The 22,722-nt window shown below is 63.8% G+C and carries 21 protein-coding genes; 9 read left to right on the forward strand and 12 right to left on the reverse strand.

What is annotated here, in order from left to right; genetic code table 11:
* Nucleotides 1–67: 67 nt before the first annotated feature.
* The 3 genes from EN955_RS06180 to EN955_RS06190 form a co-directional block, all read right to left on the reverse strand.
* Complete coding sequence (locus EN955_RS06180) at nt 68–3,562, reverse strand: indolepyruvate ferredoxin oxidoreductase family protein (protein ID WP_024501910.1); 3,495 nt, start codon at nt 3,560–3,562, stop codon at nt 68–70.
* 220 nt (nt 3,563–3,782) lie between these two features.
* Nucleotides 3,783–4,319, reverse strand: coding sequence for a hypothetical protein (locus EN955_RS06185; protein WP_013528209.1), 537 nt, complete (start codon nt 4,317–4,319; stop codon nt 3,783–3,785).
* Nucleotides 4,312–4,923 carry a CGNR zinc finger domain-containing protein gene (locus EN955_RS06190; protein WP_024501911.1) on the reverse strand — a complete coding sequence of 204 codons (612 nt, stop codon included), beginning with the start codon at nt 4,921–4,923 and terminating at the stop codon, nt 4,312–4,314. The genes EN955_RS06185 and EN955_RS06190 overlap by 8 nt, the downstream gene beginning before the upstream one ends.
* A gap of 148 nt (nt 4,924–5,071) precedes the next feature.
* Between EN955_RS06190 and EN955_RS06195 the strand changes: the two genes are divergently transcribed.
* The 4 genes from EN955_RS06195 to EN955_RS06210 all read left to right on the forward strand — a co-directional run bounded on the left by EN955_RS06195 (nt 5,072) and on the right by EN955_RS06210 (nt 9,578).
* Entirely contained in the window at nt 5,072–5,977 is a 906-nt protein-coding gene (locus tag EN955_RS06195) for a branched-chain amino acid ABC transporter permease (protein ID WP_024501912.1), read from the forward strand.
* A 188-nt stretch (nt 5,978–6,165) separates the two neighbouring features.
* Nucleotides 6,166–6,750 carry a TRAP transporter small permease subunit gene (locus tag EN955_RS06200; RefSeq protein ID WP_013528212.1) on the forward strand — a complete coding sequence of 195 codons (585 nt, stop codon included), beginning with the start codon at nt 6,166–6,168 and terminating at the stop codon, nt 6,748–6,750.
* The gene (locus tag EN955_RS06205; RefSeq protein ID WP_196815380.1) at nt 6,747–8,531 is read left to right on the forward strand and encodes a TRAP transporter large permease subunit; all 1,785 of its coding nucleotides are present in this window, start codon (nt 6,747–6,749) and stop codon (nt 8,529–8,531) included. The genes EN955_RS06200 and EN955_RS06205 overlap by 4 nt, the downstream gene beginning before the upstream one ends.
* Nucleotides 8,532–8,549: 18 nt before the next feature.
* Nucleotides 8,550–9,578, forward strand: a complete 1,029-nt coding sequence (locus EN955_RS06210) for a zinc-dependent alcohol dehydrogenase family protein (RefSeq protein WP_024501914.1) — start codon at nt 8,550–8,552, stop codon at nt 9,576–9,578.
* Between the two features lie 85 nt (nt 9,579–9,663).
* Here the strand turns inward: EN955_RS06210 and EN955_RS06215 are convergent, their stop codons facing one another.
* Nucleotides 9,664–10,773: a TRAP transporter substrate-binding protein gene (locus EN955_RS06215; protein ID WP_013528215.1), complete on the reverse strand. Its 1,110-nt coding sequence runs from the start codon at nt 10,771–10,773 to the stop codon at nt 9,664–9,666.
* A gap of 263 nt (nt 10,774–11,036) precedes the next feature.
* On the opposite strand from EN955_RS06215, the gene EN955_RS06220 reads away from it, so the two are divergent.
* Nucleotides 11,037–11,810: a gamma-glutamyl-gamma-aminobutyrate hydrolase family protein gene (locus tag EN955_RS06220; protein ID WP_024501915.1), complete on the forward strand. Its 774-nt coding sequence runs from the start codon at nt 11,037–11,039 to the stop codon at nt 11,808–11,810.
* Here the strand turns inward: EN955_RS06220 and EN955_RS06225 are convergent, their stop codons facing one another.
* From EN955_RS06225 to EN955_RS06245, 5 genes are all read right to left on the reverse strand, one after another.
* On the reverse strand, nt 11,811–12,215 hold the full coding sequence (locus EN955_RS06225) for a hypothetical protein (protein ID WP_024501916.1): 405 nt from the start codon (nt 12,213–12,215) through the stop codon (nt 11,811–11,813). It lies immediately after the preceding gene.
* Nucleotides 12,216–12,297: 82 nt separating this feature from the next.
* Nucleotides 12,298–13,281, reverse strand: a complete 984-nt coding sequence (locus EN955_RS06230) for a 2-hydroxyacid dehydrogenase (protein ID WP_024501917.1) — start codon at nt 13,279–13,281, stop codon at nt 12,298–12,300.
* Nucleotides 13,278–14,300 carry a LacI family DNA-binding transcriptional regulator gene (locus tag EN955_RS06235; protein ID WP_081714208.1) on the reverse strand — a complete coding sequence of 341 codons (1,023 nt, stop codon included), beginning with the start codon at nt 14,298–14,300 and terminating at the stop codon, nt 13,278–13,280. Before EN955_RS06235 ends, EN955_RS06230 begins: the two co-directional genes overlap by 4 nt.
* A gap of 77 nt (nt 14,301–14,377) precedes the next feature.
* Nucleotides 14,378–15,262 (reverse strand): DMT family transporter, encoded by an 885-nt coding sequence (locus tag EN955_RS06240; protein WP_032898728.1) that lies wholly within the window; start codon nt 15,260–15,262, stop codon nt 14,378–14,380.
* Nucleotides 15,263–15,460: 198 nt separating this feature from the next.
* On the reverse strand, nt 15,461–15,868 hold the full coding sequence (locus EN955_RS06245; protein WP_024501919.1) for a DUF2000 family protein: 408 nt from the start codon (nt 15,866–15,868) through the stop codon (nt 15,461–15,463).
* A 49-nt stretch (nt 15,869–15,917) separates the two neighbouring features.
* On the opposite strand from EN955_RS06245, the gene EN955_RS06250 reads away from it, so the two are divergent.
* Complete coding sequence (locus EN955_RS06250; protein WP_024501920.1) at nt 15,918–16,787, forward strand: AraC family transcriptional regulator; 870 nt, start codon at nt 15,918–15,920, stop codon at nt 16,785–16,787.
* Between the two features lie 24 nt (nt 16,788–16,811).
* On the opposite strand, the gene EN955_RS06255 is transcribed toward EN955_RS06250, so the two are convergent.
* Together EN955_RS06255 and EN955_RS06260 are read right to left on the reverse strand one after the other, a co-directional pair.
* Nucleotides 16,812–17,282: a MarR family winged helix-turn-helix transcriptional regulator gene (locus EN955_RS06255; RefSeq protein WP_013528223.1), complete on the reverse strand. Its 471-nt coding sequence runs from the start codon at nt 17,280–17,282 to the stop codon at nt 16,812–16,814.
* Nucleotides 17,283–17,498: 216 nt separating this feature from the next.
* Nucleotides 17,499–18,245 carry an intradiol ring-cleavage dioxygenase gene (locus tag EN955_RS06260; RefSeq protein WP_024501921.1) on the reverse strand — a complete coding sequence of 249 codons (747 nt, stop codon included), beginning with the start codon at nt 18,243–18,245 and terminating at the stop codon, nt 17,499–17,501.
* A gap of 199 nt (nt 18,246–18,444) precedes the next feature.
* On the opposite strand from EN955_RS06260, the gene EN955_RS06265 reads away from it, so the two are divergent.
* On the forward strand, nt 18,445–19,497 hold the full coding sequence (locus tag EN955_RS06265) for a GTP-binding protein (RefSeq protein ID WP_024501922.1): 1,053 nt from the start codon (nt 18,445–18,447) through the stop codon (nt 19,495–19,497).
* Between the two features lie 253 nt (nt 19,498–19,750).
* Complete coding sequence (locus EN955_RS06270; RefSeq protein WP_024501923.1) at nt 19,751–20,725, forward strand: WD40 repeat domain-containing protein; 975 nt, start codon at nt 19,751–19,753, stop codon at nt 20,723–20,725.
* Nucleotides 20,726–20,731: 6 nt separating this feature from the next.
* Here the strand turns inward: EN955_RS06270 and EN955_RS06275 are convergent, their stop codons facing one another.
* Nucleotides 20,732–21,184, reverse strand: coding sequence for a hypothetical protein (locus EN955_RS06275; protein WP_024501924.1), 453 nt, complete (start codon nt 21,182–21,184; stop codon nt 20,732–20,734).
* Nucleotides 21,185–21,339: 155 nt separating this feature from the next.
* Here EN955_RS06275 and EN955_RS06280 point away from each other — a divergent pair, with 155 nt between their 5' ends.
* On the forward strand, nt 21,340–22,719 hold the full coding sequence (locus EN955_RS06280) for an aspartate aminotransferase family protein (protein ID WP_024501925.1): 1,380 nt from the start codon (nt 21,340–21,342) through the stop codon (nt 22,717–22,719).
* Nucleotides 22,720–22,722 lie beyond the last annotated feature (3 nt).

The following is a 22,722-nucleotide window of genomic DNA, read 5'->3' on the forward strand; positions in this document are numbered from 1 at the left end:
TGCCGTCAAGCCGGGTGACGCAGCGGAAAGCAAGGAAACTGTCGTTCAGGTAAACAAGGCGTATCGATCATTCGGCGGCCTGAAGTTCGGGCCGCGCCGGCGTACTCGACAGGCGTTCGAGCAGCCTTTGGCGCTCGCCGGCGGCCTTTTGCGCGCTGGCTTGACGGACGTGGCCATAGCCGCGGATGAGGGCAGGCACCGAGGCCAGCGCAACCGCCGCATCGACCCTGGCTGGGGCCAACGATCCGGCGATGAGCTCCAGATCCGCCTCGTACCGCGCCAGCAGCTGCCGCTCCATGCGCCGTTCGGCGGTGTAGCCGAACAGGTCGAAGGCAGTGCCGCGCAAGCCCTTCATCGCCGCCAGCACGCGAAAACCCTTCATCATCCACGGGCCGAAGCTCGATTTCCGCGGGCTTCCGTCATTGCCGCGACGGCCCATGATCGGCGGAGCGAGGTGGAATTCGAGCCTTTCGTAGCTCTGGAACTGCTTGCCCAGTTCGGCGGCGAAAGAGCCGTCCGTGTAAAGACGCGCCACCTCGTATTCGTCCTTGATCGCCATCAGCTTGAACAGGTTCCTGGCGGCAGCCTGCGACACCGCGGTCGAACCAGGCACGGCCTTCGCTTCGGCGGCGCGCAACGCGGCCAGTTTTCCGGCATAACGCCTGCCATAGGCGGCGTTCTGATAGGCGGTCAGGAAGGCGACGCGGCGGGCAATGATGTCGTCCAGCGTCTCGGCGGTATCCGTGGCCTGGCCTGCCTTTCCAGCCGCGGTCGGACCCGGCTGGGCAACCAGCCCGCGCACGAAATCCGGCTGATGGGCAGCGCGACGGCCCCAGCGGAAGGCGGCGATGTTCATCGCCACGGCTTCGCCATTGAGCTCGATCGCCTTCTCGACCGCCTCGGCCGACAGCGGCAGGCCGCTGTGCTGGAAGGCAAAGCCAAGCATGAACATGTTGGCGCCGAGCGAATTGCCGAAAAGTGCCGTGGCAGTGCGGGTGGCATCGAAGAAATGTGCCTTGTCGTCGCCCGCAGCCGCGCGGATCGCCTTTTTCAGCCGCTCTATCGGCAACGAAAAATCGGCCGAGCGGGCGAATTCGCCGGGCATGATCTCGGCGGTGTTGGCGACGAAGATGGTGTGGCCCTCGCGCACCGCGGTCAGCACCTTCTTGGCGCCCGACACGACGAGATCGCAGCCAAGCACGAGATCGGCCTTCCCCGCCGAAACGCGGATCGCATGGATGTCGTCCGGGGTACGAGCGATGCGGACATGGGTGAACACCGAGCCGCCCTTCTGGGCGAGGCCGGCCATGTCGATCATGCCGCAGCCCTTGTCCTCAAGATGCGCCGCCATGCCGAGCACCGCACCGACGGTGACGACGCCGGTGCCGCCGACGCCGTCGATGATCGCCGCCCAGCCTTGCTCGCCAAGCGGGAATTGCGCCGGCACGGGCACGCCTTCCAGCGGATCGGCCTTGCCGGCCAGGCCCTCGGCCTTGCGGATCTTGGCGCCGTGCACGGTGACGAAGGACGGGCAGAAGCCGTTGACGCAGGAGAAATCCTTGTTGCAGCTCGACTGGTCGATCTTGCGCTTGCGGCCGAATTCGGTCTCGACCGGCTGGATCGAGACGCAGTTCGACTGTACGCCGCAATCGCCGCAGCCTTCGCAGACCAGTTCGTTGATGAAGACGCGCTTGTCGGGATCGGGGAATGTGCCGCGCTTGCGGCGGCGGCGTTTTTCGGCGGCGCAGGTCTGGTCGTAGAGCAAGACCGAAACGCCCTTGACGTCGCGCAGCTCGCGCTGGACGAGATCGAGGTCGTCGCGGTGATGGATAGTGGCGCCGGCCGGGAATTCGGCTTTGCCCGCATATTTGTCCGGCTCATCCGTGACGATGGCAATGCGGTCGACACCCTCGGCCCGCACCTGCCTGGCAATCATATCGACGGTCAGGCCGCCTTCGTGCGGCTGGCCGCCGGTCATGGCGACCGCGTCGTTGTAGAGGATCTTGTAGGTGATGTTGGCATCGCTCGACAGCGCGAAGCGGATCGCCAGCGTACCGGAATGGTTGTAGGTGCCGTCGCCAAGATTCTGGAAGATGTGCTCGCGCTTGGAGAACGGCGCCTGGCCGACCCATTGCGCGCCCTCGCCGCCCATGGCCGTGAAGCCGACTGTGTTGCGGTCCATCCACAGCGCCATGAAGTGGCAGCCGATGCCGGCCGCGGCGATCGAGCCGTCCGGCACCTTGGTGGACGAATTGTGCGGGCAACCGGAACAGAAGAACGGCGTGCGCGAGCCGATGTCGGTGGCCTCGGTGAGCATTGCCTGGAACTGGCGCAGTTTTGCCACCCGCGCCGAAATCTCTTCGGACGGGCCGATGGTCCTGACGATCCTCTCGCCAAGCGCGATGGCGATCTCGTTGGGATCGAGCGCGCCTTTGGCCGGAAACAGCCAGTCGCCGCGCTCGTCCTTCTTGCCGATAATGACCGGTTGGGTGGCAGTGCCATAAAGGCTTTCGCGCAACTGTACCTCGATCAGCGAGCGCTTCTCCTCGACGACGACGATGGTGTCGAGGCCGCGGGCGAAACCGGCGATGTGATGCAGGTCGAGCGGCCAGGGGCAGCCGACCTTGAACAGCCTCACCCCGATGCGGTTGGCGGCCGCTTCGTCGATGCCGATATCCTCCAGCGCCTGGCGAACGTCGAGATAGCTCTTGCCGAGCGTGATGATGCCGATCTTCGGGTTGCGGCCCCCCGAATAGACGATGCGGTTCAGCCCATTGGCAAGGATGAAGGCGGAGGCCGCGGCGCGCTTGTGTTCATGCAGCCGCTCTTCCTGGCCGAGCATGTCGATCTCGTGGCGGATGTTGAGACCGCCAGGCGGCATGTCGAACTCCGGCACGACGATGTTCAGCCGCTCGAGCGCGGCATCGACCGAGGCGGTCGATTCGATGTTGTCCTTGACGCATTTGATCGCCGCCCACGTGCCGGCAAAGCGCGACATGGCGAAGCCGTAGAGCCCGTAGTCGATGATCTCCTGGACACCGGCCGGGTTGAGGATCGGCACCATCGTGTCGACGAACAGGAATTCGGTGGCGTGCGCGTTGGTCGAGGATTCGGCCATATGGTCGTCGCCCATCAGCGCAAGCACGCCGCCATGCTTCGACGATCCGGCGAGGTTGGCGTGGCGGAACACATCGCCTGAGCGGTCGACGCCCGGTCCCTTGCCGTACCAAACCGAAAAGACGCCGTCATGGGTGCCCTCGCCCAGCAGCTCCGTCTGCTGCGCTCCCCAGCAAGCGGTGGCGGCAAGCTCCTCGTTGAGGCCCGGCTGGAAGACGATGTCAGCCTGGGCGAGCTGTTTTTTCGCCTTCCACAGCTGCATGTCGAGGCCGCCGAGCGGCGAACCGCGATAGCCGGAGACGAAGCCGGCCGTGTTCAAGCCGGCGCGACGGTCGCGCTCGCGCTGCATCAAGAGCATGCGAATGACCGCCTGCGCGCCGGACAGGAAGATGCGCTCCTTTGCGAGATCGAACTTGTCGTCGAGCGCGACGTCGTGCAGCGTCATCAGGCATTTCCTCTGCGGAGGCCACGCGGGGGCAGGCAGCCAACGTCGGGATCGGATGACGCATCCTTTCTCCCCTTGCAAGGCAGGTCAAACAAAATCGCAGATGCCAGGCAACGCGCAACGAACAGTCCGCGGCCATCCTGAATCGGGTATGAAACCGATCCGCGGACATTGCCCAGCGCATGAACATTACAGCTGCGGCGCGGGCGGCCGCGACGCGTCAGCCGCCTTTCGAGCAATCTGGCTTCGGCTCGCCCGGCAGCTTGCCGTCGGGATGGCCGACGAGATCGGGATTGGCGGTGTAGAGCTGGTCGATGACCAGCGGCCGGTCGGGCAGGATCGACTGGTCTTCCGTCGACATCAGCGTGGTGTCGATCTTCTGCAGGACCGCGCCGTCGGCGCCCTTGATGCTGATGGCAATCGCATAGGGCTTGTTCTTGACGACGCAGGTCAGTGCCGGGCTCTCCAGCGTCACCTTGTCGAGCTTCGGCCAGACCTTCTGCTCGACCACCAGAGGTGCGCCGCCGGCGGGATCCTGGAAGCTGGCGACCGCCACCTGGCCCTCTCCCATCGGCTTCAGCGGCCGCAGGGTCACCACATAAGTCGCCCTGGCGAGGCGGTAGTTGAAAACGAATATCTTGCCGGAAATCTCGAACAGCTTGCCTTCGGCGTCGCCGGTATCGCGGCAGGCGCCGAGCGCAACGGCCACGATGAGCGCCGCGCCAACAAGGATCGAACGGGAAAGGCCGCTACGCATTCTTGACCTCATTTTCCGCCATGCGACGACGGCGATAGTGACGGCTTGCCTTCTGACGGTTGCCGCACACTGCCATGTCGCACCACAGGCGGCTGGAATTGCGGCTTCTGTCGACGAACAGCCAGGTGCAGTTGGGACAGATCCTGAGCCTTGCGACGGTATCGTCGCGCAGAAGCGATAGCGCCGAAACCGCCAGCGCCGCCTCGAAGGCGATCGGCGTCAGGGGATCACCGAACGGCCTTCCCGGCGCACCGATCTCGGTCCGGCTGCCGGCCAGACCCTCGGCGCAGGCGCTCAGGAATCCGGGCAGATCAGCGGTGGCGACCGCACCCTTCGATACCGCTCCACGAAACAGCCGGTCCGTCGCCTCGCGGATCGACAGCACGACGGGTGCGATCGCCACCGGCGAGGCTACCGCCAGCGGCCTTTCGCCAAGCTCGGCGGCGCGAAAGCGGCTCGCCGCGTCGGCGAAGCGGGCAATCTCGGCCGGATCTTCGAAGCGGTCGAACGTCCGCCCCGGATCGCCGCGCAGCACGACGGTGTTCGCCGTGTCGAGCGCAAGCAGGCCGCCGGTGAAGCGGTGCGGGGTCCATGATACCGTCATGGCGAAAATCTAACCGATAAATCATATTTGACAAGTTAGATTCAGCGATGCAACCTCACTCCGGGATGCGGCGGTCTCCGCAGCCTTTTGAGCATGCTGTTGGCCAGGACCGCTTCGCACTTTTGGGCGGCATGCTTCGAGGTTTTGCATGCTCTATTTCTTCCAGCAGGTGCTGAACGGGCTGCATTCGGGCGCGCTGTATGCGTTGCTCGCCTTTGGCTATGTGCTGACCAACGGCATCCTGCACCGCACCAATCTCGCCTATGGCGCGTTGTTCGCCTTTTGCGGCCAGACCATGATCCTGACCGCGGCCTTCGGCTATCAGGTGCTGTGGCTGACGCTGCTGGCGGCGGTGGCGCTCGGCGTCGTCGCTGCATTCCTCTATGCCGCGCTGATCAGCCACGTGCTGTCGCGCAGTGTCTTCGAACCGTTGGCCGACCGCACGCCCAATGCAATCGTGGTGACGACTCTCGGCATCCTGCTGCTGCTGTCCGAAGCGAGCCGCATCGCCGCCGACACGCATGATCTGTGGCTGCCGCCGATGCTGGCGGAGCCCATCGTTTTCGCGCAGGGCGCGACCTTCAAGGCAACGCTGACGCTCATCCAGCTTATCGACTGCGCCGTGGTGGTGGCGGCAATCGCGCTGGCAAGCTGGGCATTTGCCCGATCGAGCTTCGGACGGCGCTGGCGCGCCGTCTCCGACGACCCCAAGGCTGCCGCGATGTGCGGCGTCGACGTACGCGCGGTGTTCCGGCACGCGGTGCTGTTCGGCGGCTTCTGCGCCGCGCTGGCCGGTGTCATGGCCGGGCTCTATTACGGCAATGTCAGCTTCGGCTCGGGCCTCGTCTACGGACTGAAGATCCTGTTCGTGACGGCGGTCGGCGGCTATCTCTCACCACCGCGCGCGGCGCTCGGCGCGGCGGCCTTCGGCATGGCCGAATCGCTGTGGGCCGGCTATTTCCCGGTCGAGTGGCGCGACGCGTGGATGTACCTGTTCCTGGTCACGACGCTGATCCTGATCGGCGCCGGCCGCGACACCGGCAAAATCGCCTGAAAACGTCAGACTTTGGTTGCATGACGCGAGGGCAGATCGCCGGTATTGGGCACTGTCTGCGATGCGATGATATTCGCTGCCTCTATCCTTGTTGACCCGTCAGTCCACGCGCGGCATACCGTTGGACCACGTGGCGTGACGGACAAAAAGGGGGAAGCCGGCACGCCTCCGGTACAAGGGAGGAATGCATGGCAGGGCTTCTCGCTCTATCCAGGACTATTGATCGCGCCAACGAGTTCATCGGCAAATGGATATCGTGGCTGATCCTGCTGGCGATCCTGGTGAGCGCCGCCAACGCCATTATCCGCAAGGTGTTCGACATATCGTCGAACGCTTGGCTCGAGCTGCAATGGTATCTGTTCGGCGCCGCCTTCATGCTGGCCGCCGCCTATACGCTGAAGCAGAACGAACATATCCGCATCGACGTCGTCTACGGCCTGTTTCCACGCCGCGTGCAGCACTGGATCGACCTTTTCGGGCATGTCTTTTTTCTGATGCCGTTCGTGACGCTGATGGTGATCTATTTCGTTCCTTATGTGTCGCTGTCGTTTCGCAGCGGCGAGATGTCCAACAATTCCGGCGGCCTGATCATCTGGCCCGCCAAGGCCATCCTGCTCGTCGGGTTTTTCCTGCTGGCGCTGCAGGGCATCTCCGAGATCATCAAGAAGATCGCCATCATGCGCGGAGACATGGACGACCCCAATCCCTTCATATCGGTGCATGAGCAGGCCGAACTCGAAGCCAAGGCGCTGGCCGACGAGGTGCGTTCGTGATGGAGTTCATCGCGCAGAACATGGCGCCGATCATGTTCGCTTCGCTGATCATCTTCCTGCTGATCGGCTACCCCGTCGCTTTTTCCTTGGCCGCCAACGGCTTGATGTTCTTCTTCATCGGCGTGCTGCTGTCTCCCTATTCCGGAGGATCGATCAACCTCGCCTGGCCGCTCCTGCACGCATTGCCGGATAATTTCTACGGCAGCCGGGTGATGTCGAACGACACGCTGCTGGCCATCCCGTTCTTCACCTTCATGGGCATCGTGCTCGAGCGATCGGGCATGGCCGAAGACCTGCTCGACACGATCGGCCAACTGTTCGGGCCAATCCGCGGCGGCCTCGCCTATGCGGTGATCTTCGTCGGCGCGCTTTTGGCGGCGACCACCGGCGTGGTGGCGGCTTCCGTCATCGCCATGGGCCTGATCTCGCTGCCGATCATGCTGCGCTATGGCTATGACCGCCGGCTCGCATCCGGTGTCATTGCCGCCTCCGGCACGCTTGCCCAGATCATCCCGCCGTCGCTGGTGCTGATCGTGCTTGCCGACCAGCTCGGCCGCTCGGTCGGCGATATGTACGCGGGCGCGTTGATCCCGGGCCTCGTGCTTACCGGCCTCTATATGTCCTATATCCTGATCATGTCGATCATCCGGCCGAACTCGATGCCGGCGCTGCCGCTCGAGGCCCGTACACTTGGCCATGGCGTGATGTCGCTGCTGGTGGCTTTGCTGGTCACATCGGCGGTTTCCTACGCGGCGTATCGTTACCTGGCGCCGGCGCATGGCGACAATGCCGACATTCTTGGCGCGACTGCCGGGGTGCTGTTCATCTACATCGTCGCCATTGCCGACAAGCGCCTGAACTTCAACATGATGTCCAGGCTCGCGCAGCAGGTGATCATCGTGCTGATCCCGCCACTGGCGCTGATCTTCCTGGTGCTGGGCACCATCTTCCTGGGCATCGCCACGCCGACCGAAGGCGGCGCCATGGGCTCGGTCGGCGCCTTGTTCATGGCGGCGGCCAAGGGGCGCTTGTCGCTTGACGTCGTCAAGCAGGCACTGGCCTCGACGACAAGGCTGTCGTCCTTCGTGCTGTTCATCCTGATCGGCGCACGGGTGTTCTCGCTGACCTTCTACGGCGTCAACGGCCACATCTGGGTCGAGCACCTTTTGACGTCGCTGCCGGGCGGCGAGGTCGGCTTCCTGATCGGCGTCAACATGCTCGTCTTCTTCCTCGCCTTCTTCCTCGACTTCTTCGAACTGGCGTTCATCATCGTACCGCTGCTGGCGCCCGCCGCCGACAAGCTCGGCATCGACCTGATCTGGTTCGGCGTGCTCCTGGGCGTCAACATGCAGACCAGCTTCATGCACCCGCCCTTCGGCTTCGCGCTGTTCTACCTGCGTTCGGTGGCCGCGCGCGTGCCCTATCTCGATCGTCTCACCGGCAAACAAATCGCGCCGGTGACCACCGGGCAGATCTATTGGGGCGCGGTGCCCTTTGTCTGCATCCAGGTGATCATGATCGGGCTGACCATCGCCTTCCCGCAAATGGTGATGCACTACAAGGGAACGACCGTCGATCCGGGCACCATCGACTACAAGGTACCGGAGGTGCCCGGCCTGTCGCCGCTGGGCACGCCGCCGGCGGATGGAGCGGCGCCCACTGGTGGCGGCACGGCGCCGGCCGCTCCTGACCTTTCGCAACCGCCCAGTTTCGGCGATCCGACACCGGCAAAGCCGGCAGTGCCGCAGCCCGACCTGTCGCAACCGCCAAGCTTCAACTGAACCGGCATGGTCAAGACCATGAAAGCGGTGCGGCTGGAAGCAGTGGGCGACATCACGCTGCGCGACGTCGACATGCCTGACATCGGTTCGGATGAGCTACTGGTGCGCATCGAAGCCTGCGGCGTCTGCGGCACGGACCGGCATCTGTTTCACGGTGAATTTCCTTGCACGCCACCGGTGACGCCCGGCCATGAGTTTTCCGGCATCGTCGAGGCGATCGGAAAATCGGTCTCGGGTTTTGCCATCGGCGATCGTGTTACCGGCGACCCCAACATAGCCTGTGGGCGCTGCGCGCACTGTCACGCGGGACAAGTCAATCTCTGCAGCAATCTGTGCGCGATCGGCATTCATCGCGACGGCGGCTTTGCCGACTATCTTGCCTTGCCGCAGAAACAGGCTTTCGTCCTGCCTGTAGGCCTGAACCCCCTGCACGGTGCCTTCTGCGAGCCGCTCGGCTGTTGCCTGCATGGCGTCGACCTGGCCGGTATCAAACCGGGCAGCTCGGTGGTCGTGCTTGGCGGCGGCGTGATCGGCCTGCTCACCGTGCAGCTGGCAAGACTGGCGGGAGCCACGACCATCATCCTGTCGACCAGGCAGGCTTCGCGGCGCGCCCTCGCCGAGGACCTCGGCGCGACAGCGACGATCGATCCGACAGCCACCAATGTCATCGATGCGATCGCCGGACCGGCTGGTCTGGCGCCAGGTGGCGTCGACGTCGTCTTCGAATGCGCCGGCGTGCGAGAGACCGTCGAGCAGTCCATGCGCCTGGCCCGAGCCGGCGGCACGGTCGTCATTGTCGGCGTGACGCCGCAAGGCATGAAAGCGGAATTCGAGCCGTTCGACCTGTTGTTCCGGGAACTGAAGGTGCTCGGTTCCTTCCTCAATCCCTACACCCATCGCCGCGCCGCCGAACTCATCGCTTCCGGTGCGGTCGAGATCGACAGGCTGATCTCCAGGCAGGTGTCGCTTGAAGAAGCGCCAGCGGTGATCGCCAATCCGCCGGCGCCCGGCGAGGTCAAGGTTCTGGTGGTGCCGCGCCGCGGCTGAACCGCCGGCTTCGCCTCCCGGCATATACAGAAAAGCTCCCTGAGCGGGGTCCGCCCAGAGAGCTTTTGAGCAGAAGTCCGGCCGGCTACAGCTTGCCGTTGCGCTGCTGGACCATCATGAAGGTGTCGTAATTGTATTCGGCCACCTGTGCCCAGAGATAATGCTCCTTGCGGAAGCCCTTGATCGATTCCCAGATCTTCTTGAACGGGGCGTTGGAAGCTTCCATTTCGGTATAGACCTCGTTGGCCTTTTCGAAGCAGGCGGCCATGATCTCCTGGCTGAACGGGCGCAGTTTCGCGCCGCCGGCCACCAGCCGCTTCACCGCCGCAGGGTTCAGATAATCGTATTTCTGCAGCATGTTGGCGTCGGCCGCCTGCGCGGCAGTGTGCAGCAGCGACTTGTACGTTGGCGAAAGCTCTTCGTACTTCGCCTTGTTGAACATCAGGTGGACGGTCGGGCCGCCCTCCCACCAGCCGGGATAGTAATAATAGGGCGCCACCTTGTAGAAGCCGAGCTTCTCGTCGTCATAGGGACCGACCCATTCGGCCGCGTCGATGGTGCCTTTTTCCAACGCCGGATAGATGTCGCCACCGGCGATCTGCTGCGGCACGACGCCGAGTTTCTGCACCACCTTGCCGGCAAAACCGCCGATTCGCATCTTGAGGCCGGAAAGGTCGGCCACCGTGTTGATTTCCTTTCGGAACCAGCCACCCATCTGCACGCCGGTGTTGCCGCCCGGCAGGCCGAAAAGGCCCTGCGTGGCGAGAAACTCGTTGAACAGGTCGATGCCGCCGCCATGGTAATGCCAGGCATTCATGCCGCGTGCGTTGAGCGAAAAGGGAACCGCCGCACCGAGCGCCCATGTCGGGTCCTTGCCCCAGTAATAATATGCCACCGTATGGCAGGCCTCGACCGTGCCGGCGGTGGTGGCGTCGGCGGCCTGCAGGCCAGGCACCAGCTCACCGGCAGCAAAAACCTGGATCTGGAAATTGCCGTCGGTGGCTTCCGACAGCATCTTCGAGAACACCTCGGCGCCGCCATAGATGGTGTCGAGCGACTTCGGGAAGGACGACGCCAGCCGCCATGTCACCTTGGGATTGGACTGGGCGATTGCAGGCGCCGCCAGCGTGGCCGCCGCCGCCGCGGCACCGACGCCGGTGACACCGGCCTTGCGAATGAATGAACGACGATCCATGAAGTTCCTCCCTTTTGGATCAACAGGCCGACGTCAGAAAATCCTCGGTTTCCGTGTCGGTTCGTTCGAGACAATACACAGGCAAGAAGTCGAGTCCAGCAGGCCGGCCCGATTTGACGGCGAAGCCCGGCTGCACTGCAACTATAGTCTAACAGGCCGTTTCGTGGCCCATGCGACACGCCGAAACTTGGCATGGAAAAATAACGTGGGATCGCCTATTTTGAAGGCAGGTATCCCTTGCCCCGATGGAACACAGAGCCCAAATGCATCAGCCGCTCGTCGCCATATCGACCGACGTCCGCCAGTTCGACAACTACACCTGGCACGCCGCCCCACAACAATATCTGGAAGCGGCGATCACCGGCGCCGGCGTGTTCCCGGTGCTGGTGCCATCGTTCGGCGACCGGCTCGATTTCGACGAACTCCTGTTGTCGGTCGACGGCGTCATGGTCACCGGCTCGAAATCCAATGTGCATCCCTCGCTCTATGGCGGCGACGCCAGTGAAGCCAATGGCCCCTATGATCCGGCGCGCGACGCCACGACGCTGCCGCTGATCCGCCGGGCGATCGAACGCGGCGTGCCGCTGCTCGCCATCTGCCGCGGCATCCAGGAACTGAACGTGGCGTTGGGCGGCACGCTCGGCACCGAGATCCAGGAGCGCGAGGGCTCGCTCGATCACCGCGCGCCGGTGAGCGACAAGCAGGACGAACGCTTCGCCATCCACCAGACCATTTCGATCAAACCTGACAGTTGCCTGGCCGGTGTGTTCGGTGCCGGCGACATCAAGGTCAATTCGTTGCACCGCCAGGCGATCGACCGGCTCGGTTCGAAGCTGCAGGTCGAGGCCGTCGCCACCGACGGTACGGTCGAGGCGGTTTCGGTGCGGGACGCCCGCGCCTTCGCCGTCGGCGTGCAATGGCACCCGGAATACTGGGTCAAGTCGGACAGCAATTCGGTGAAAATATTCCGTGCCTTCGGCGATGCGGTTCGGCTGCACGCCGCAGCGAAGGCGGGCGCGCGGGCCGCAGCGGAATAATTAGTCGCCGGATTTTTTATCACGGGTGGCCGCCAGCGACAGCAGCGGCAGCGCCGGGGCATAGGATTCGTAGCCGTCGCCATCGGCAGCCGCGAAGGTGACGATTGGATCGGTGCCATTGGCGCTGAAGGCAACGGTGCCATCGTTTTGCTCGCGCCAGAACTTCGCCTGTTCTATGCCCGGCAAGAGCCGACGGCATTTGGGAGCAACGGTGAGCAACGACAAACCGTCCGAAATTTCGGCTCCGCGGCTGACTGCACAGACCGCCTCATCGCCATTGGCGACCAGCCTGTAGCTGTTGGACGGGGCGGCCTCGTTGGCTACGCTTTCCCGGCTGCCGCCATGAAACAGCTGAATGCCACCAAACAGCGCTGCGGCAGCGATCAATGCGGAAAGTGCTTTCATCATTCTTCATCCACGTACACGGACAGGTTGAACAATGATTCCAAAGGGTTAAGCTGACGTTAATAAATGTGGCAGCCACCGATCAGTTTCTAGCCTTCACATGCGCCGTCTCAGGCACCGGCGTCAGCGGCCGGCGCTCGGTGAACCAGGACACCAGATTGTCGACGCACAGATCCGCCATGGCGCGGCGTGTATGGTCCGAGGCCGAGCCGACATGCGGCAGCAGCGAGGCGTTGGGCGCGTCGAGCAGCGCCTTGGGCACGTTCGGTTCGTCGGCAAAGACGTCGAGGCCGGCAGCGGCGATGGTGCCGTTGGCAAGGGCTGCCGCAAGCGCTGCCTCATCGACCGTGCTGCCACGGCCGATGTTGACGAAGACGCCGTTGGCGCCAAGCGCCGACAGTATCTCGGCATTGACCGCCTTCTCCGTCGAGGCGCCCCCCGGCGCGACCGAAATCAACGTATCCACGGCTTCGGCAAGCCCTTTCAGGGTCGCATGATAGTGGTAGGAAAGACCTTCGACACGGCGCCGGTTGTGGTAGGCGACCGGCAAGCCAAAGGCTTCCAGACGCCGGGCAATAGCCTGCCCGATGCGGCCCATGCCGAAAATACCCACACTGCGCCCGCGCAAGGTCAGCCGGCTCAGCGGATAGTTGCCCTTGCGCACCCAGCTGCCGTCGCGCAGCCAGGTCTCGGCGCGCGGCAGGTCGCGGATGGTGTTGATCAACAGCCCGATCGCGGTGTCGGCGACCTCCTCGGTCAACACGTCGGGCGTGTTGGTGACCATGATGTTTTTCGCCGCCGCATGACCGACATCGACCGAATCATAGCCGACGCCGAAGGAAGCGATGAGTTCGAGGTTGGGCAATGCATCCATCATCGCCGCGTTGATGCCGGCGAACGAAGCGATGCCGCGCACATCACTGCGCATCTCGTCGGTGACGAGCGCCGGATCGGCGCGTTCAATTCTGACACGCCTGAACGTGCGGTTGATGCGGTCGACCGCGTGGTCGTTGAAATCGCCCGGCACCAGGATGGCGACGGTCTGCAACTGTTCGGCCTTGGTCATGCACGCTCCACCGGCTTGCCGGTCGACTGACGCACATGCAGTTCCGGCTTGATCAATTCCTGCGAGGGTCGCACCGTCTGCCCGTTGAGCTTGTCGAGCAGCGCGCTGGCGGCGCGGCGGCCAACCTCGCGCTGGCCGTTCCAGACTGTGGTCAGCGCCGGCGTCGCGATCGCCGCCTCTTCGAGGTCGTCATAGCCGGTGACCGAGATGTCGACGCCCGGCACCAGGCCGGCGCGGGCAATGCCGTTCATCAGGCCGATGGCGACGAGGTCGTTCCAGCAGCAGGCTGCCGTCGGCCTGTCCTTCAGCGCCAGGAACTGTCCGGCGGCCTCGAAGCCGGCCTGCTTGGTGCGCGGCCCGGCGATGCGCCAGGACGGCCTGACTTCCAGCCCGGCCGCCTCCATCGCGTTGATATAGCCTTGGTAGCGGTCACGGCCGGTCGAGGTCTGGTCGGTGCCGCCGATCATGGCGATGCGCTTGTGGCCGAGCGAGATCAGGTGGTTGGTGGCGAGGCCTGTTCCATAAGAGTCGTCGCCGCGAAAGACCGGCACGTCGGCACCCTCGACGGTGCGCGCGATCAGCACAGCCGGCAGGCCGTTCTCCTCGGCCATCACGATGTCGGAAGCCGGCGTGCCTATCGCCGGCGACATGATGACGCCGTCGGCGCCGAGTTGCAAAAGCGTATCGATGAAAGTGCGCTGCTTTTCGAGCTGATCATAGTGGTTGGACAGGATGAAGGTTTGCCGGCTGCGGTCGAGCTCGCTTTCGATCGAGCGCAGGATCTCGGCGAAGAACGGGTTCATGATGTCGTGCACGACGACGCCGACAATGCCGGAACGCGAGGTGCGCAGGCTGGCGGCGCGTCGGTTGTAGATATAGCCGATGGCGCGGGCATGTTCCTTGATGCGGTCACGGGTGGTCCCGGCAACAAGAGGGCTGTCGCGCAGCGCCAGCGAGACCGTGGCCGTGGACACGCCGAGCGCATCCGCGATCGTCGAAAGCTTGATTTTTTGTGCCAGCGACGTGTGCTCCCCGGACCTGACTTTCCAGACCTAAACTGTTTAAAGGCGGCGTTATGCCACCGATCGGGGGCAAATCAAAGTTTTTTTGCCAACGCCTCGGCCTCGACGTCCGAGGCCGCGCGGCTCCGCAGCCGAAGCCTATGCTCGCGATGGACGATGTAGAGGCCGCTGGCGACGATGATGGCGGCGCCGACCAGCGTCCAGCGGTCGGGAAACTGCTTGAAGACGATCCATCCGGAAATGATCATCCACACCATCTGCGAATAGGGATAGGGCGCCAAAGCCGTGGTCGTCGCCAGCCGGTAGGCCTGGACGAGCAGCCAGTGACCGACGCCGCCGAACACGCCGAGCATCAGCAGCACGAACCAGTGCCAGCCGTCATGCGGCAAGGAAAACGAAAACGGCAGCAGGGGCAACAGCAGCAGCGCCGGCGCCAGCGCCGAAAACAGGATGAGGCTCTCCGATGTCTCGGTCGCCGACATGCGGCGCGTCATGATGACGTAGAAGCAGTTCGACAGCATCGAGCCGAGCGCGAAGAGATGTCCGATGCCGAACACGCCGACGCCCGGTCGGGTGATGATGAGGACGCCGGCAAAGGCCGCCAGGATGGCCAGCCAGCGCCGCCAGCCCGCCCACTCGCCAAGCAGCGGACCGGCCAGCGCCGTGATCACCATCGGCCCAAAGAAATAGATCGAGGTTGTCCCGGCCAGTTGCAGGGATTTGAGCGCCAGGACATTGAATATGGTCGATCCGAACAGGAAAGCCCCGCGCAGGATATGCGCAGGCAGGTTGACCGGGCGAAACCGCATGGGTTGGCGCCAGCCGCGCAACAGGGTGCCGACCAGGATGACATGCACGGCAAAGCGCACCCAGGCAACGACCAGCACGGAAATGCCGGCGAGGACGAGGTATTTGCTTGATGTGTCGAGGAAGGTGAAGCAGACGTAAGTGGAAAGCATGCACAGGATCGCCACCGGGGGCGTCGCGCTTTCTACATGTCTTTGGGGAGCACTCACTTGCAGGCCGGGTGGGAACTGGGCTGGACCCACCTTTGCGGGAATTGCCGGCTCCCGGCAAGCCAATTGTCGGCTGTCGCCACGCCAAAGCCGGCTGGCACAACAAGTGTCGGCGGCAGGCTTAGTCGATGCCTTTGAAAGCTACGGGTGCATACGGGCGCCCTTGGTGATCTTATCGACCAGCTTCTTGTCGGCGCGAAGCGCGATCCCGACCACCTTGGCGTCTTCAGGCGCAAATTCGGCGAAGACGGCCCGGTTGGCCGCGTCAAAGCCGGTCGAAAACATCTCCTCGACATAGAGCGAGGTGGTCACGCCGCGCTCCAATGTGCGCCGGTGGATCGTGCCCAGCGTGGCCTGGTCGGCGGACAAAACGATGACCGGCTGGATCGACAGCGGGTTATAGAGATTGCCGGCGCGGTCGCGATAGGGTTCGCCGATGATGTCGCGAAACTGGGCGACAATGCCGCTGGTCAGGAAGGCGGTGACGTTGAGTTTCTGCCAGACCGGCAGATCCTCCCTGAGCACGATTGCAAATTTCGTATCGAACATGAGACATTGGCCATTCGGTTTGTGCCCCAATGCGAGGCTTACGGAGACGATGTCGCACGATCTAGACAGCCAGGCCTTCGAGGGTCTTGGACGTTTGTGCATCGATGCGGCGGAAAACCGTATTATCTCCGCCCCCGATCCCGCAGGCATGGAGCGGATCGAGGCACGCTTCCATGGCAGCGCGTTCGACCTGCATCGCCACGACACCTATGCGATCGGGGTAACGCTGCACGGTGTGCAGACGTTTCGCTATCTTGGTGCTGCGCGTCACAGCCTTCCAGGCCAGATCATCGTGCTACACCCCGACGAACTGCATGACGGCGGCGCCGGCACCGAGGACGGCCTGCGCTACCGAATGCTCTATTTGGAGCCGTCGCTGATGCTCGACTGCCTCGGCGGCGTTTCGCTGCCTTTTGTGAGGGATGGCGTGGTGACGGACGCGGCCTTTTGCGCAACGCTGCTTTCGGCTCTGGGGCCGCTGGAGCAGGAACTCGACGACCTGTTCGTCGACGACTTCCTGGTCCAACTGATGCAAAGCCTGACCCGGCATGGCGGCCAGCCGGCAAAGCCGATGACCCGGACGGCGTGGCGGGCGGCTGCACTGGCGCGCGACTATCTCACGGAAAACCTGACCCGGCCGGTGCGCTCCGGCGAACTGGAAGCGATAACCGGGCTCGACCGCTATGCCTTGTCACGGCATTTCCGCGCGGCGTTTTCGACCAGTCCGCATCGCTTCCTGGTGATGCGCCGGCTTCAGCGTGCGCGGCGGATGATCGCCGCCGGCGAACCGTTGGCGCAGATCGCGGTCGAAGCCGGCTTCAGCGACCAGAGCCATTTCATCAGGCAGTTCAAGAAGGCGTTCGGCATGACACCGGGACGCTGGTCGTCGCTGATCCAGGGCTCTGCCGCGGCGGCTTGATCGCCTGCCGCGACAATCCGCCGGTCAGTCGTCCGACTCGGCGTCGTCGTCGATGAGCACCAATTCCTCGTTCGAGAGGTTGGCCTCGATGCGGGCAAGCAGTTTGAACAGCGACTTCTGGTCCTTCTTGTCGAGGCCCTTCAGCGCCTGCTTTTCGGTCTTCTTCACCGATTTCTCGATGGCGTGGATGATGTCGCGGCCTGTATCGGTGAGGAAGATGTGGGCCTGGCGGGCATCGGCTTCAGAAGCGCGCTTCTCCAGGAAACCCTGGGCCTGCAGCCGGTTGATGGTCTTGGTGATCGTCGGCGGGCGCACGCCGAGACGTCCGGCAAGATTGCCCGGCGTCTGGCCGTCCTCACGGTCGAGCGCCAGCATGATCTGGTCCTGGCCGGCATAGAACCCGTGCGCCAGAAGCCGGGCAGCCAGCGCCGTCCTTGCCAGCCTTGCCGCGGAATGCAGCCGGCTCATTGTCGCAGTCTTGTCCGCCTTGGCCATGGTCTTCCCTCTTCGGCCGTACCGGTGCGGGCAGCATAGAGGCAGCCGGCCGGTTGGCAATCGACGATCAAAAAGATTCCGGTGCTTCAAACAGCTTTGCCGGCAAGCATTGTGGTGTCCGCCGTGGCTAATGCCAGATGTTTATTTCAGTTAGATGACAAACGAATTCCCAGCCGGAGTTTTCGTCGCGAGTGGTGGTGGTGGAGTGACCGCCGCTCAGCCGGGCTTCACCGCCACGATCATCAGCGCCTGATAGGCATCGTTCAACTCGCGCAGCGCAGCCTGCGATTGCGGTCCTGCCCGCCTGGCGATGCCGTCATCGGCGTTTGAAGTGTCGCGCTTGCCGGGCCGGTCATTGTAGGGCGCGACAGAGGTGAATATCTGCTCGCTGAGGCTGTCGGGGAAGAACAACTGGCCGGTCATCACCGACCTGTCGTCAGGGAAGACCTTGAAATGGATATGGGTGGTGCGGCCGCGATACCAGCCGGGATAGATCGTGGCGAAGGAAACGATGCCGCTTGCATCGGTTTTCTGCCAACCACGCAGGAAGGTCTGGCCCGACGTGTCGACGTCGCGGCCGTCACCCTGTCCGGGATAGCCGGAATAGGCGCCCTGCGCGTCGCAATGCCAGATATCGACGCGGGCGCCGGCAAGTGGGCGGCAGTCCACGTCGACAACCTGCAGCCGGACGTCAAGGGCAATACCTTTCTTGCCTTCGGTGACATCGGCACGTTCGAGTTTCGGGTCGAAATAGAACGGTCCCTCGGTCACTTCAGGCGTAATGGTGCAGACACCGGCGCCGTTTTCGAACAAGGCCAGTCCGGCATAGGGTGAAGCCTGGGCAGCCGAAGATTGAGCGGCCATTGCCGAGGCCGGCAGGAAGGCACCACCTCCGGCGGTGACCGCGATCAACCCGAGCGCCTGGCGCCGGCTCAATGAGAAGGAGGATGGCTTGCCGGACATATCTTGCCTCTCAAATTGATCTTCCGCATCCCGAGCTAGGCAATCACAGCGGCTTTCGCCAGTCAAAATCCGGTATTGTAGCAAGCCGGTTTGGCCCATCGGTTTGCCCCGTGCAAAAGCCCGGCACACATCCTATATGGAACCGACAATCCCTTTTGAGGGCCGGATCTTTCGCGGCCCAGCACTTTCGAGGCAAGCCATGAGCGACGCACAGACGCAAATCCCCGTAACCGTTCTCACCGGCTATCTCGGCGCCGGCAAGACGACGCTGCTCAACCGCATCCTGTCGGAAAACCACGGCAAGCGCTACGCCGTCATCGTCAACGAGTTCGGTGAAATCGGCATCGACAACGATCTGATCGTGGAATCCGACGAGGAAATCTACGAGATGAACAATGGTTGTGTCTGCTGCACGGTGCGCGGCGACCTGATCCGTGTCGTCGAGGGCCTGATGCGCCGCCCCGGCCGCTTCGACGCCATCGTCGTCGAGACCACCGGGCTCGCCGATCCGGTGCCGGTGGCGCAGACCTTCTTCATGGACGACGATGTGCGCTCCAAGACCAGGCTTGACGCGGTGGTGGCGCTGGTCGACGCCAAGCACCTGCCGTTGCGGCTCAAGGATTCCAGGGAAGCCGAGGACCAGATCGCCTTCGCCGACGTCGTCGTGCTCAACAAGACCGACCTCGTCACGTCAGAAGAACTCGCCAAGGTCGAGGCAACGATCCGCGCCATCAATCCGGCGGCAAAGATCCATCGTACCACCCGCGCCGGCGTCGACCTGACCGAAGTACTCGACCGCGGCGCTTTCGATCTGTCCCGAGCACTGGAAAACGATCCGCACTTCCTCGAGGCGCATGACGATCGCGATCATCATGACCACGACGGCCACGATCACCACCACCATGATCATGACGGGCACGACCACCATCATGCGCATGCTTCGGACATTCATGACGTGACGGTACAGTCGGTATCGCTGCGCGGCGGCGAGATGGACCCGAAGAAATTCTTCCCCTGGATCGAGAAGATCACCCAGATGGAAGGCCCCAACATCCTGCGGCTGAAAGGCATCATCGCGCTCAAGGGCGACGACGAGCGCTATGTCATCCAGGGCGTGCACATGATCATCGAAGGCGACCACCAGCGCGCCTGGAAAGTCGGCGAAAAGCACGAGAGCCGGCTGGTGTTCATCGGCAGGGAACTCGACGCCGAGCGGCTGAAGAAGAGTTTTGACGCCTGCCAGGCGGCTTGATTTCCAAGCCTTATGACGCTAGCGCTGCCCCTTCTGTCCTTCTCCCCTTGTGGGAGAGGGTGGCCGTGCGAAGCTCGGTCGGATGAGGGGTGCTCCAGCTGGGCACCGACGGCGATCCGTCCAACACCCCTCAACCGTCTCGGCGCTGCGCGCCGATCCACCTTCTCCCACAAGGGGAGAAGGTTGGCGCCACACCTGGCCGCGCTGGCGACTTCCCGGGGATGGCAACAAACTTCATTGGAATGGTTCCCTGATGCCCACAGTCGCCCCCCTAGACCTCGAAGGCCATTGCATCGCCGCCGTCTTTCTCGGCGACGTGCCGCATTTCGCGATGGCCGACGGCGCCATCCATCGGCTCGACCATGGCCACAAGACGGTTCAGGCCAATGACGGGCTGCTCGCCGCCTTCCATGATGCGGCCAATGACCGGATGATCACCGGCGGCGAGGACGGCAAGGTGTTTGCCGTGAAAACGGGCGGCGAGGCCACGGAATTGGCAAGCGCGGCCAGGAAGTGGATCACCAGCGTTGCCGCCGGGCCGCAAGGCGCCATCGCCTATGCCTCAGGCAAGACTGCCTTCGTGCGCTTCGCCGACGGCAAGACCAGGGAATTCGTCCATCCGCGTTCGGTGGAGGGGCTGGCCTTCTCGCCCAAGGGCATGCGCTTCGGCGTCGCCCGCTACAATGGCGCGACGCTGCATTTCCCGGCCGCCGAGGGCAAGCCGGTGGAACTCGAATGGGCCGGCGCCCATACCGGCATCACCTTCTCGCCGGATGGCGCCTTCCTCGTCACCACCATGCAAGAAAACGCATTGCACGGCTGGAAGCTCGCCGACGGCAAGCACATGCGCATGACCGGCTATCCCGGCAAGGTCAAAAGCCTGTCGTGGAGCGTGAAGGGCAAGTGGCTTGCGAGTTCCGGCGCGCCGGCGGCGATCGTCTGGCCGTTTTCCGGCAAGGACGGGCCGATGGGCAAGGCACCGCTGGAACTCGGCACGCGCGGCAACGCCGTGGTGACGGCTGTCGCCTGTCACCCGAGCCAGGATGTCGTCGCCGTCGGCTATGATGACGGCATGGTGATGGCGGTGCGTTTTGCCGACGCCAAGGAAGTGCTGTTGCGGCGGCCGGGCAAGGGCGCCATCACCTCGATGATGTGGGACAAGGAAGAACGCCGCGTCGCCTTCGGCAGCGCGGCAGGCGACTGCGGCGTCATCGACATCACGGCCTGACCCCGCTCACTCCGCTCCGCACGACACTTTGCCGCTGATTTCGACCGGTTTGCCGTCCTGGTCCGTATCCGCCGCGGCGTCGTAGATGGAGAGCGTATAGCTCCCGTCGTAGACGCCTTCGTCGCTGGTCCTGGTCAGGATCGTCAGTTCGACCGAGTTGATCTTTTGCGCGGCCTCGTGCTCACGATAGATGTTCAGCCGCAATTCCTTGCCGTCGAGCCAGTACTGCGTCAGGTTGGAATCCTCAAACACGGTCTTGCGCAGGCTGTCGCTGGCAGGCCGGCTCAGAATTTCGAGGTTGCCGCGAAAATTGAAGGTCGGCCCGCCCATGCCTCTGGTGACGCCGGCCTCGACCTCGAATGTCGCCGCCGCGTCGTCGGTGGAGCACCAGATGCCGCCCGAGGCGAAGGCCGCGCTCGCCGACGACAGGTGCATCGCCACACAGATGACCGTCCTCATTACCCCTCCCCCCTCAATTCCCGCTCATATTGGCGCCGACTTCGGCAGCACGGTCAAGCGCCGCCGCCAAAGGCTGAGCCAACGCAGGACAGATGCGCGGCCAATTGCGGATGCAGACACGGATTGGCTAAGAGGAATCGACCAGAGGGGTTTTCATGCACAGCGATATGTCCAAGACGTCCATCGGCGGCATCGGCCGCGACCGCATTGCCGATCTGCGCGAGACCGAGGGGGCAGCCTTCCGCAAGGCGCGGCCGCAATCTCAGGCGAAGGTCGGCAACGGCCTGCCCGGCTTCTTCGGCGGCGTGCCGATGCACTGGATGAACGACTGGCCGACGCCGTTCCCGATCCTGGTCGACAGCGCCAAGGGCGCCACGATCACCGACATCGACGGAAACAAGCTCGACGATTTCTGCCTTGGCGACACCGGCTCGATGTTCGGCCATTCGCCGCCGCCGGTGGCGCGCGCCATCCGCCGCCAGGCCGGACGTGGCCTGACCTATATGCTGCCTTCGGAAGATGCGCTGGCCATCGGGCCGCTGCTGCAGCAGCGCTTCGGCCTGCCGTTCTGGCAGATCGCGACGACGGCAACCGACGCAAACCGTTTTGCATTGCGCGTCGCCCGCGCCGTCACCGGCCGGGAGAAGATCCTTGTCTTCAACGGCTGCTACCATGGCTCGGTCGACGAGACGATGGTGCGGCTGATCGACGGCAAGCCCGTCAACCGGCCGGGATTGGCGGGCGAGTTCCGCGACCTGACCCGTACGGCCAAGGTCATCGAGTTCAACGATATCTCAGCACTCGAAGCCGCGCTTGGGGATAAGGACGTCGCCTGCGTCATCGCCGAACCGGTGCTGACCAACTCCTGCATGGTGCTGGCCGATCCGGGCTACCATGACGCCCTGCGCAAACTGACACGCGCAGCCGGCACACTGCTTCTGATCGACGAGACGCACACGATCTCGACCGGCCCCGGCGGCTACACGAGGAAATATGGTCTCGACCCGGACTTCTTCGTCCTGGGCAAGCCGATCGCCGGCGGCGTGCCGGCCAGTGTCTGGGGCATGAGCGACGACGTCGCCTCGCGCTACGCGGACTACAACAGGACCAAGGAGCCGGGCTATTCCGGCATGGGCACGACGCTCTCGGCCAACCCGCTGCAGTTCGCAGCGATGCGCGCCGCGCTTGAAGAGGTAATGACGCCGGAAAATTATGACCGCATGGATCACCTGGCGCGGCGGCTCGATGCCGGGTTGACCGGCGTGATCGATCGCTATCGCCTGCCCTGGCATGTTTCCCGTGTCGGCGCCCGCGTCGAGTTCATCTGCGCGCCCGGTCCGCTGCGCAATGGCGCCGAGGCGGAAGTGGCGCATGCGCCGGAACTGGAGGCCGCGATCCATGTCGCGCTGGTCAATCGCGGCGTGCTGATCGCACCCTTCCACAACATGATGCTGATCTCGCCGGCGACCACTGCGACCCAGGTCAACCGGCTGATCACCGCCTTCGGCGCGGTTGCGGCAAAGCTTGGGGCATGAGAC

Origin of the sequence: Mesorhizobium sp. M7A.F.Ca.CA.001.04.2.1, from assembly GCF_003998485.1 — a bacterium.
In the GTDB taxonomy this organism is placed as follows: Bacteria; Pseudomonadota; Alphaproteobacteria; order Rhizobiales; family Rhizobiaceae; genus Mesorhizobium; species Mesorhizobium ciceri.

What these genes read in the sequence shown, in the direction of transcription:
- EN955_RS06275 (WP_024501924.1), bottom strand. Translation starts at nt 21,184, where the DNA reads ATGAGGACGGTCATCTGTGTGGCGATGCACCTGTCGTCGGCGAGCGCG.
- EN955_RS06185 (WP_013528209.1), bottom strand. Translation starts at nt 4,319, where the DNA reads ATGCGTAGCGGCCTTTCCCGTTCGATCCTTGTTGGCGCGGCGCTCATC.
- EN955_RS06225 (WP_024501916.1), bottom strand. Translation starts at nt 12,215, where the DNA reads ATGAAAGCACTTTCCGCATTGATCGCTGCCGCAGCGCTGTTTGGTGGC.
- EN955_RS06280 (WP_024501925.1), top strand. Translation starts at nt 21,340, where the DNA reads ATGCACAGCGATATGTCCAAGACGTCCATCGGCGGCATCGGCCGCGAC.
- EN955_RS06230 (WP_024501917.1), bottom strand. Translation starts at nt 13,281, where the DNA reads ATGACCAAGGCCGAACAGTTGCAGACCGTCGCCATCCTGGTGCCGGGC.
- EN955_RS06210 (WP_024501914.1), top strand. Translation starts at nt 8,550, where the DNA reads ATGAAAGCGGTGCGGCTGGAAGCAGTGGGCGACATCACGCTGCGCGAC.
- EN955_RS06270 (WP_024501923.1), top strand. Translation starts at nt 19,751, where the DNA reads ATGCCCACAGTCGCCCCCCTAGACCTCGAAGGCCATTGCATCGCCGCC.
- EN955_RS06180 (WP_024501910.1), bottom strand. Translation starts at nt 3,562, where the DNA reads ATGACGCTGCACGACGTCGCGCTCGACGACAAGTTCGATCTCGCAAAG.
- EN955_RS06220 (WP_024501915.1), top strand. Translation starts at nt 11,037, where the DNA reads ATGCATCAGCCGCTCGTCGCCATATCGACCGACGTCCGCCAGTTCGAC.
- EN955_RS06250 (WP_024501920.1), top strand. Translation starts at nt 15,918, where the DNA reads ATGTCGCACGATCTAGACAGCCAGGCCTTCGAGGGTCTTGGACGTTTG.
- EN955_RS06245 (WP_024501919.1), bottom strand. Translation starts at nt 15,868, where the DNA reads ATGTTCGATACGAAATTTGCAATCGTGCTCAGGGAGGATCTGCCGGTC.
- EN955_RS06190 (WP_024501911.1), bottom strand. Translation starts at nt 4,923, where the DNA reads ATGACGGTATCATGGACCCCGCACCGCTTCACCGGCGGCCTGCTTGCG.
- EN955_RS06195 (WP_024501912.1), top strand. Translation starts at nt 5,072, where the DNA reads ATGCTCTATTTCTTCCAGCAGGTGCTGAACGGGCTGCATTCGGGCGCG.
- EN955_RS06265 (WP_024501922.1), top strand. Translation starts at nt 18,445, where the DNA reads ATGAGCGACGCACAGACGCAAATCCCCGTAACCGTTCTCACCGGCTAT.
- EN955_RS06240 (WP_032898728.1), bottom strand. Translation starts at nt 15,262, where the DNA reads ATGCTTTCCACTTACGTCTGCTTCACCTTCCTCGACACATCAAGCAAA.
- EN955_RS06255 (WP_013528223.1), bottom strand. Translation starts at nt 17,282, where the DNA reads ATGGCCAAGGCGGACAAGACTGCGACAATGAGCCGGCTGCATTCCGCG.
- EN955_RS06215 (WP_013528215.1), bottom strand. Translation starts at nt 10,773, where the DNA reads ATGGATCGTCGTTCATTCATTCGCAAGGCCGGTGTCACCGGCGTCGGT.
- EN955_RS06200 (WP_013528212.1), top strand. Translation starts at nt 6,166, where the DNA reads ATGGCAGGGCTTCTCGCTCTATCCAGGACTATTGATCGCGCCAACGAG.
- EN955_RS06260 (WP_024501921.1), bottom strand. Translation starts at nt 18,245, where the DNA reads ATGTCCGGCAAGCCATCCTCCTTCTCATTGAGCCGGCGCCAGGCGCTC.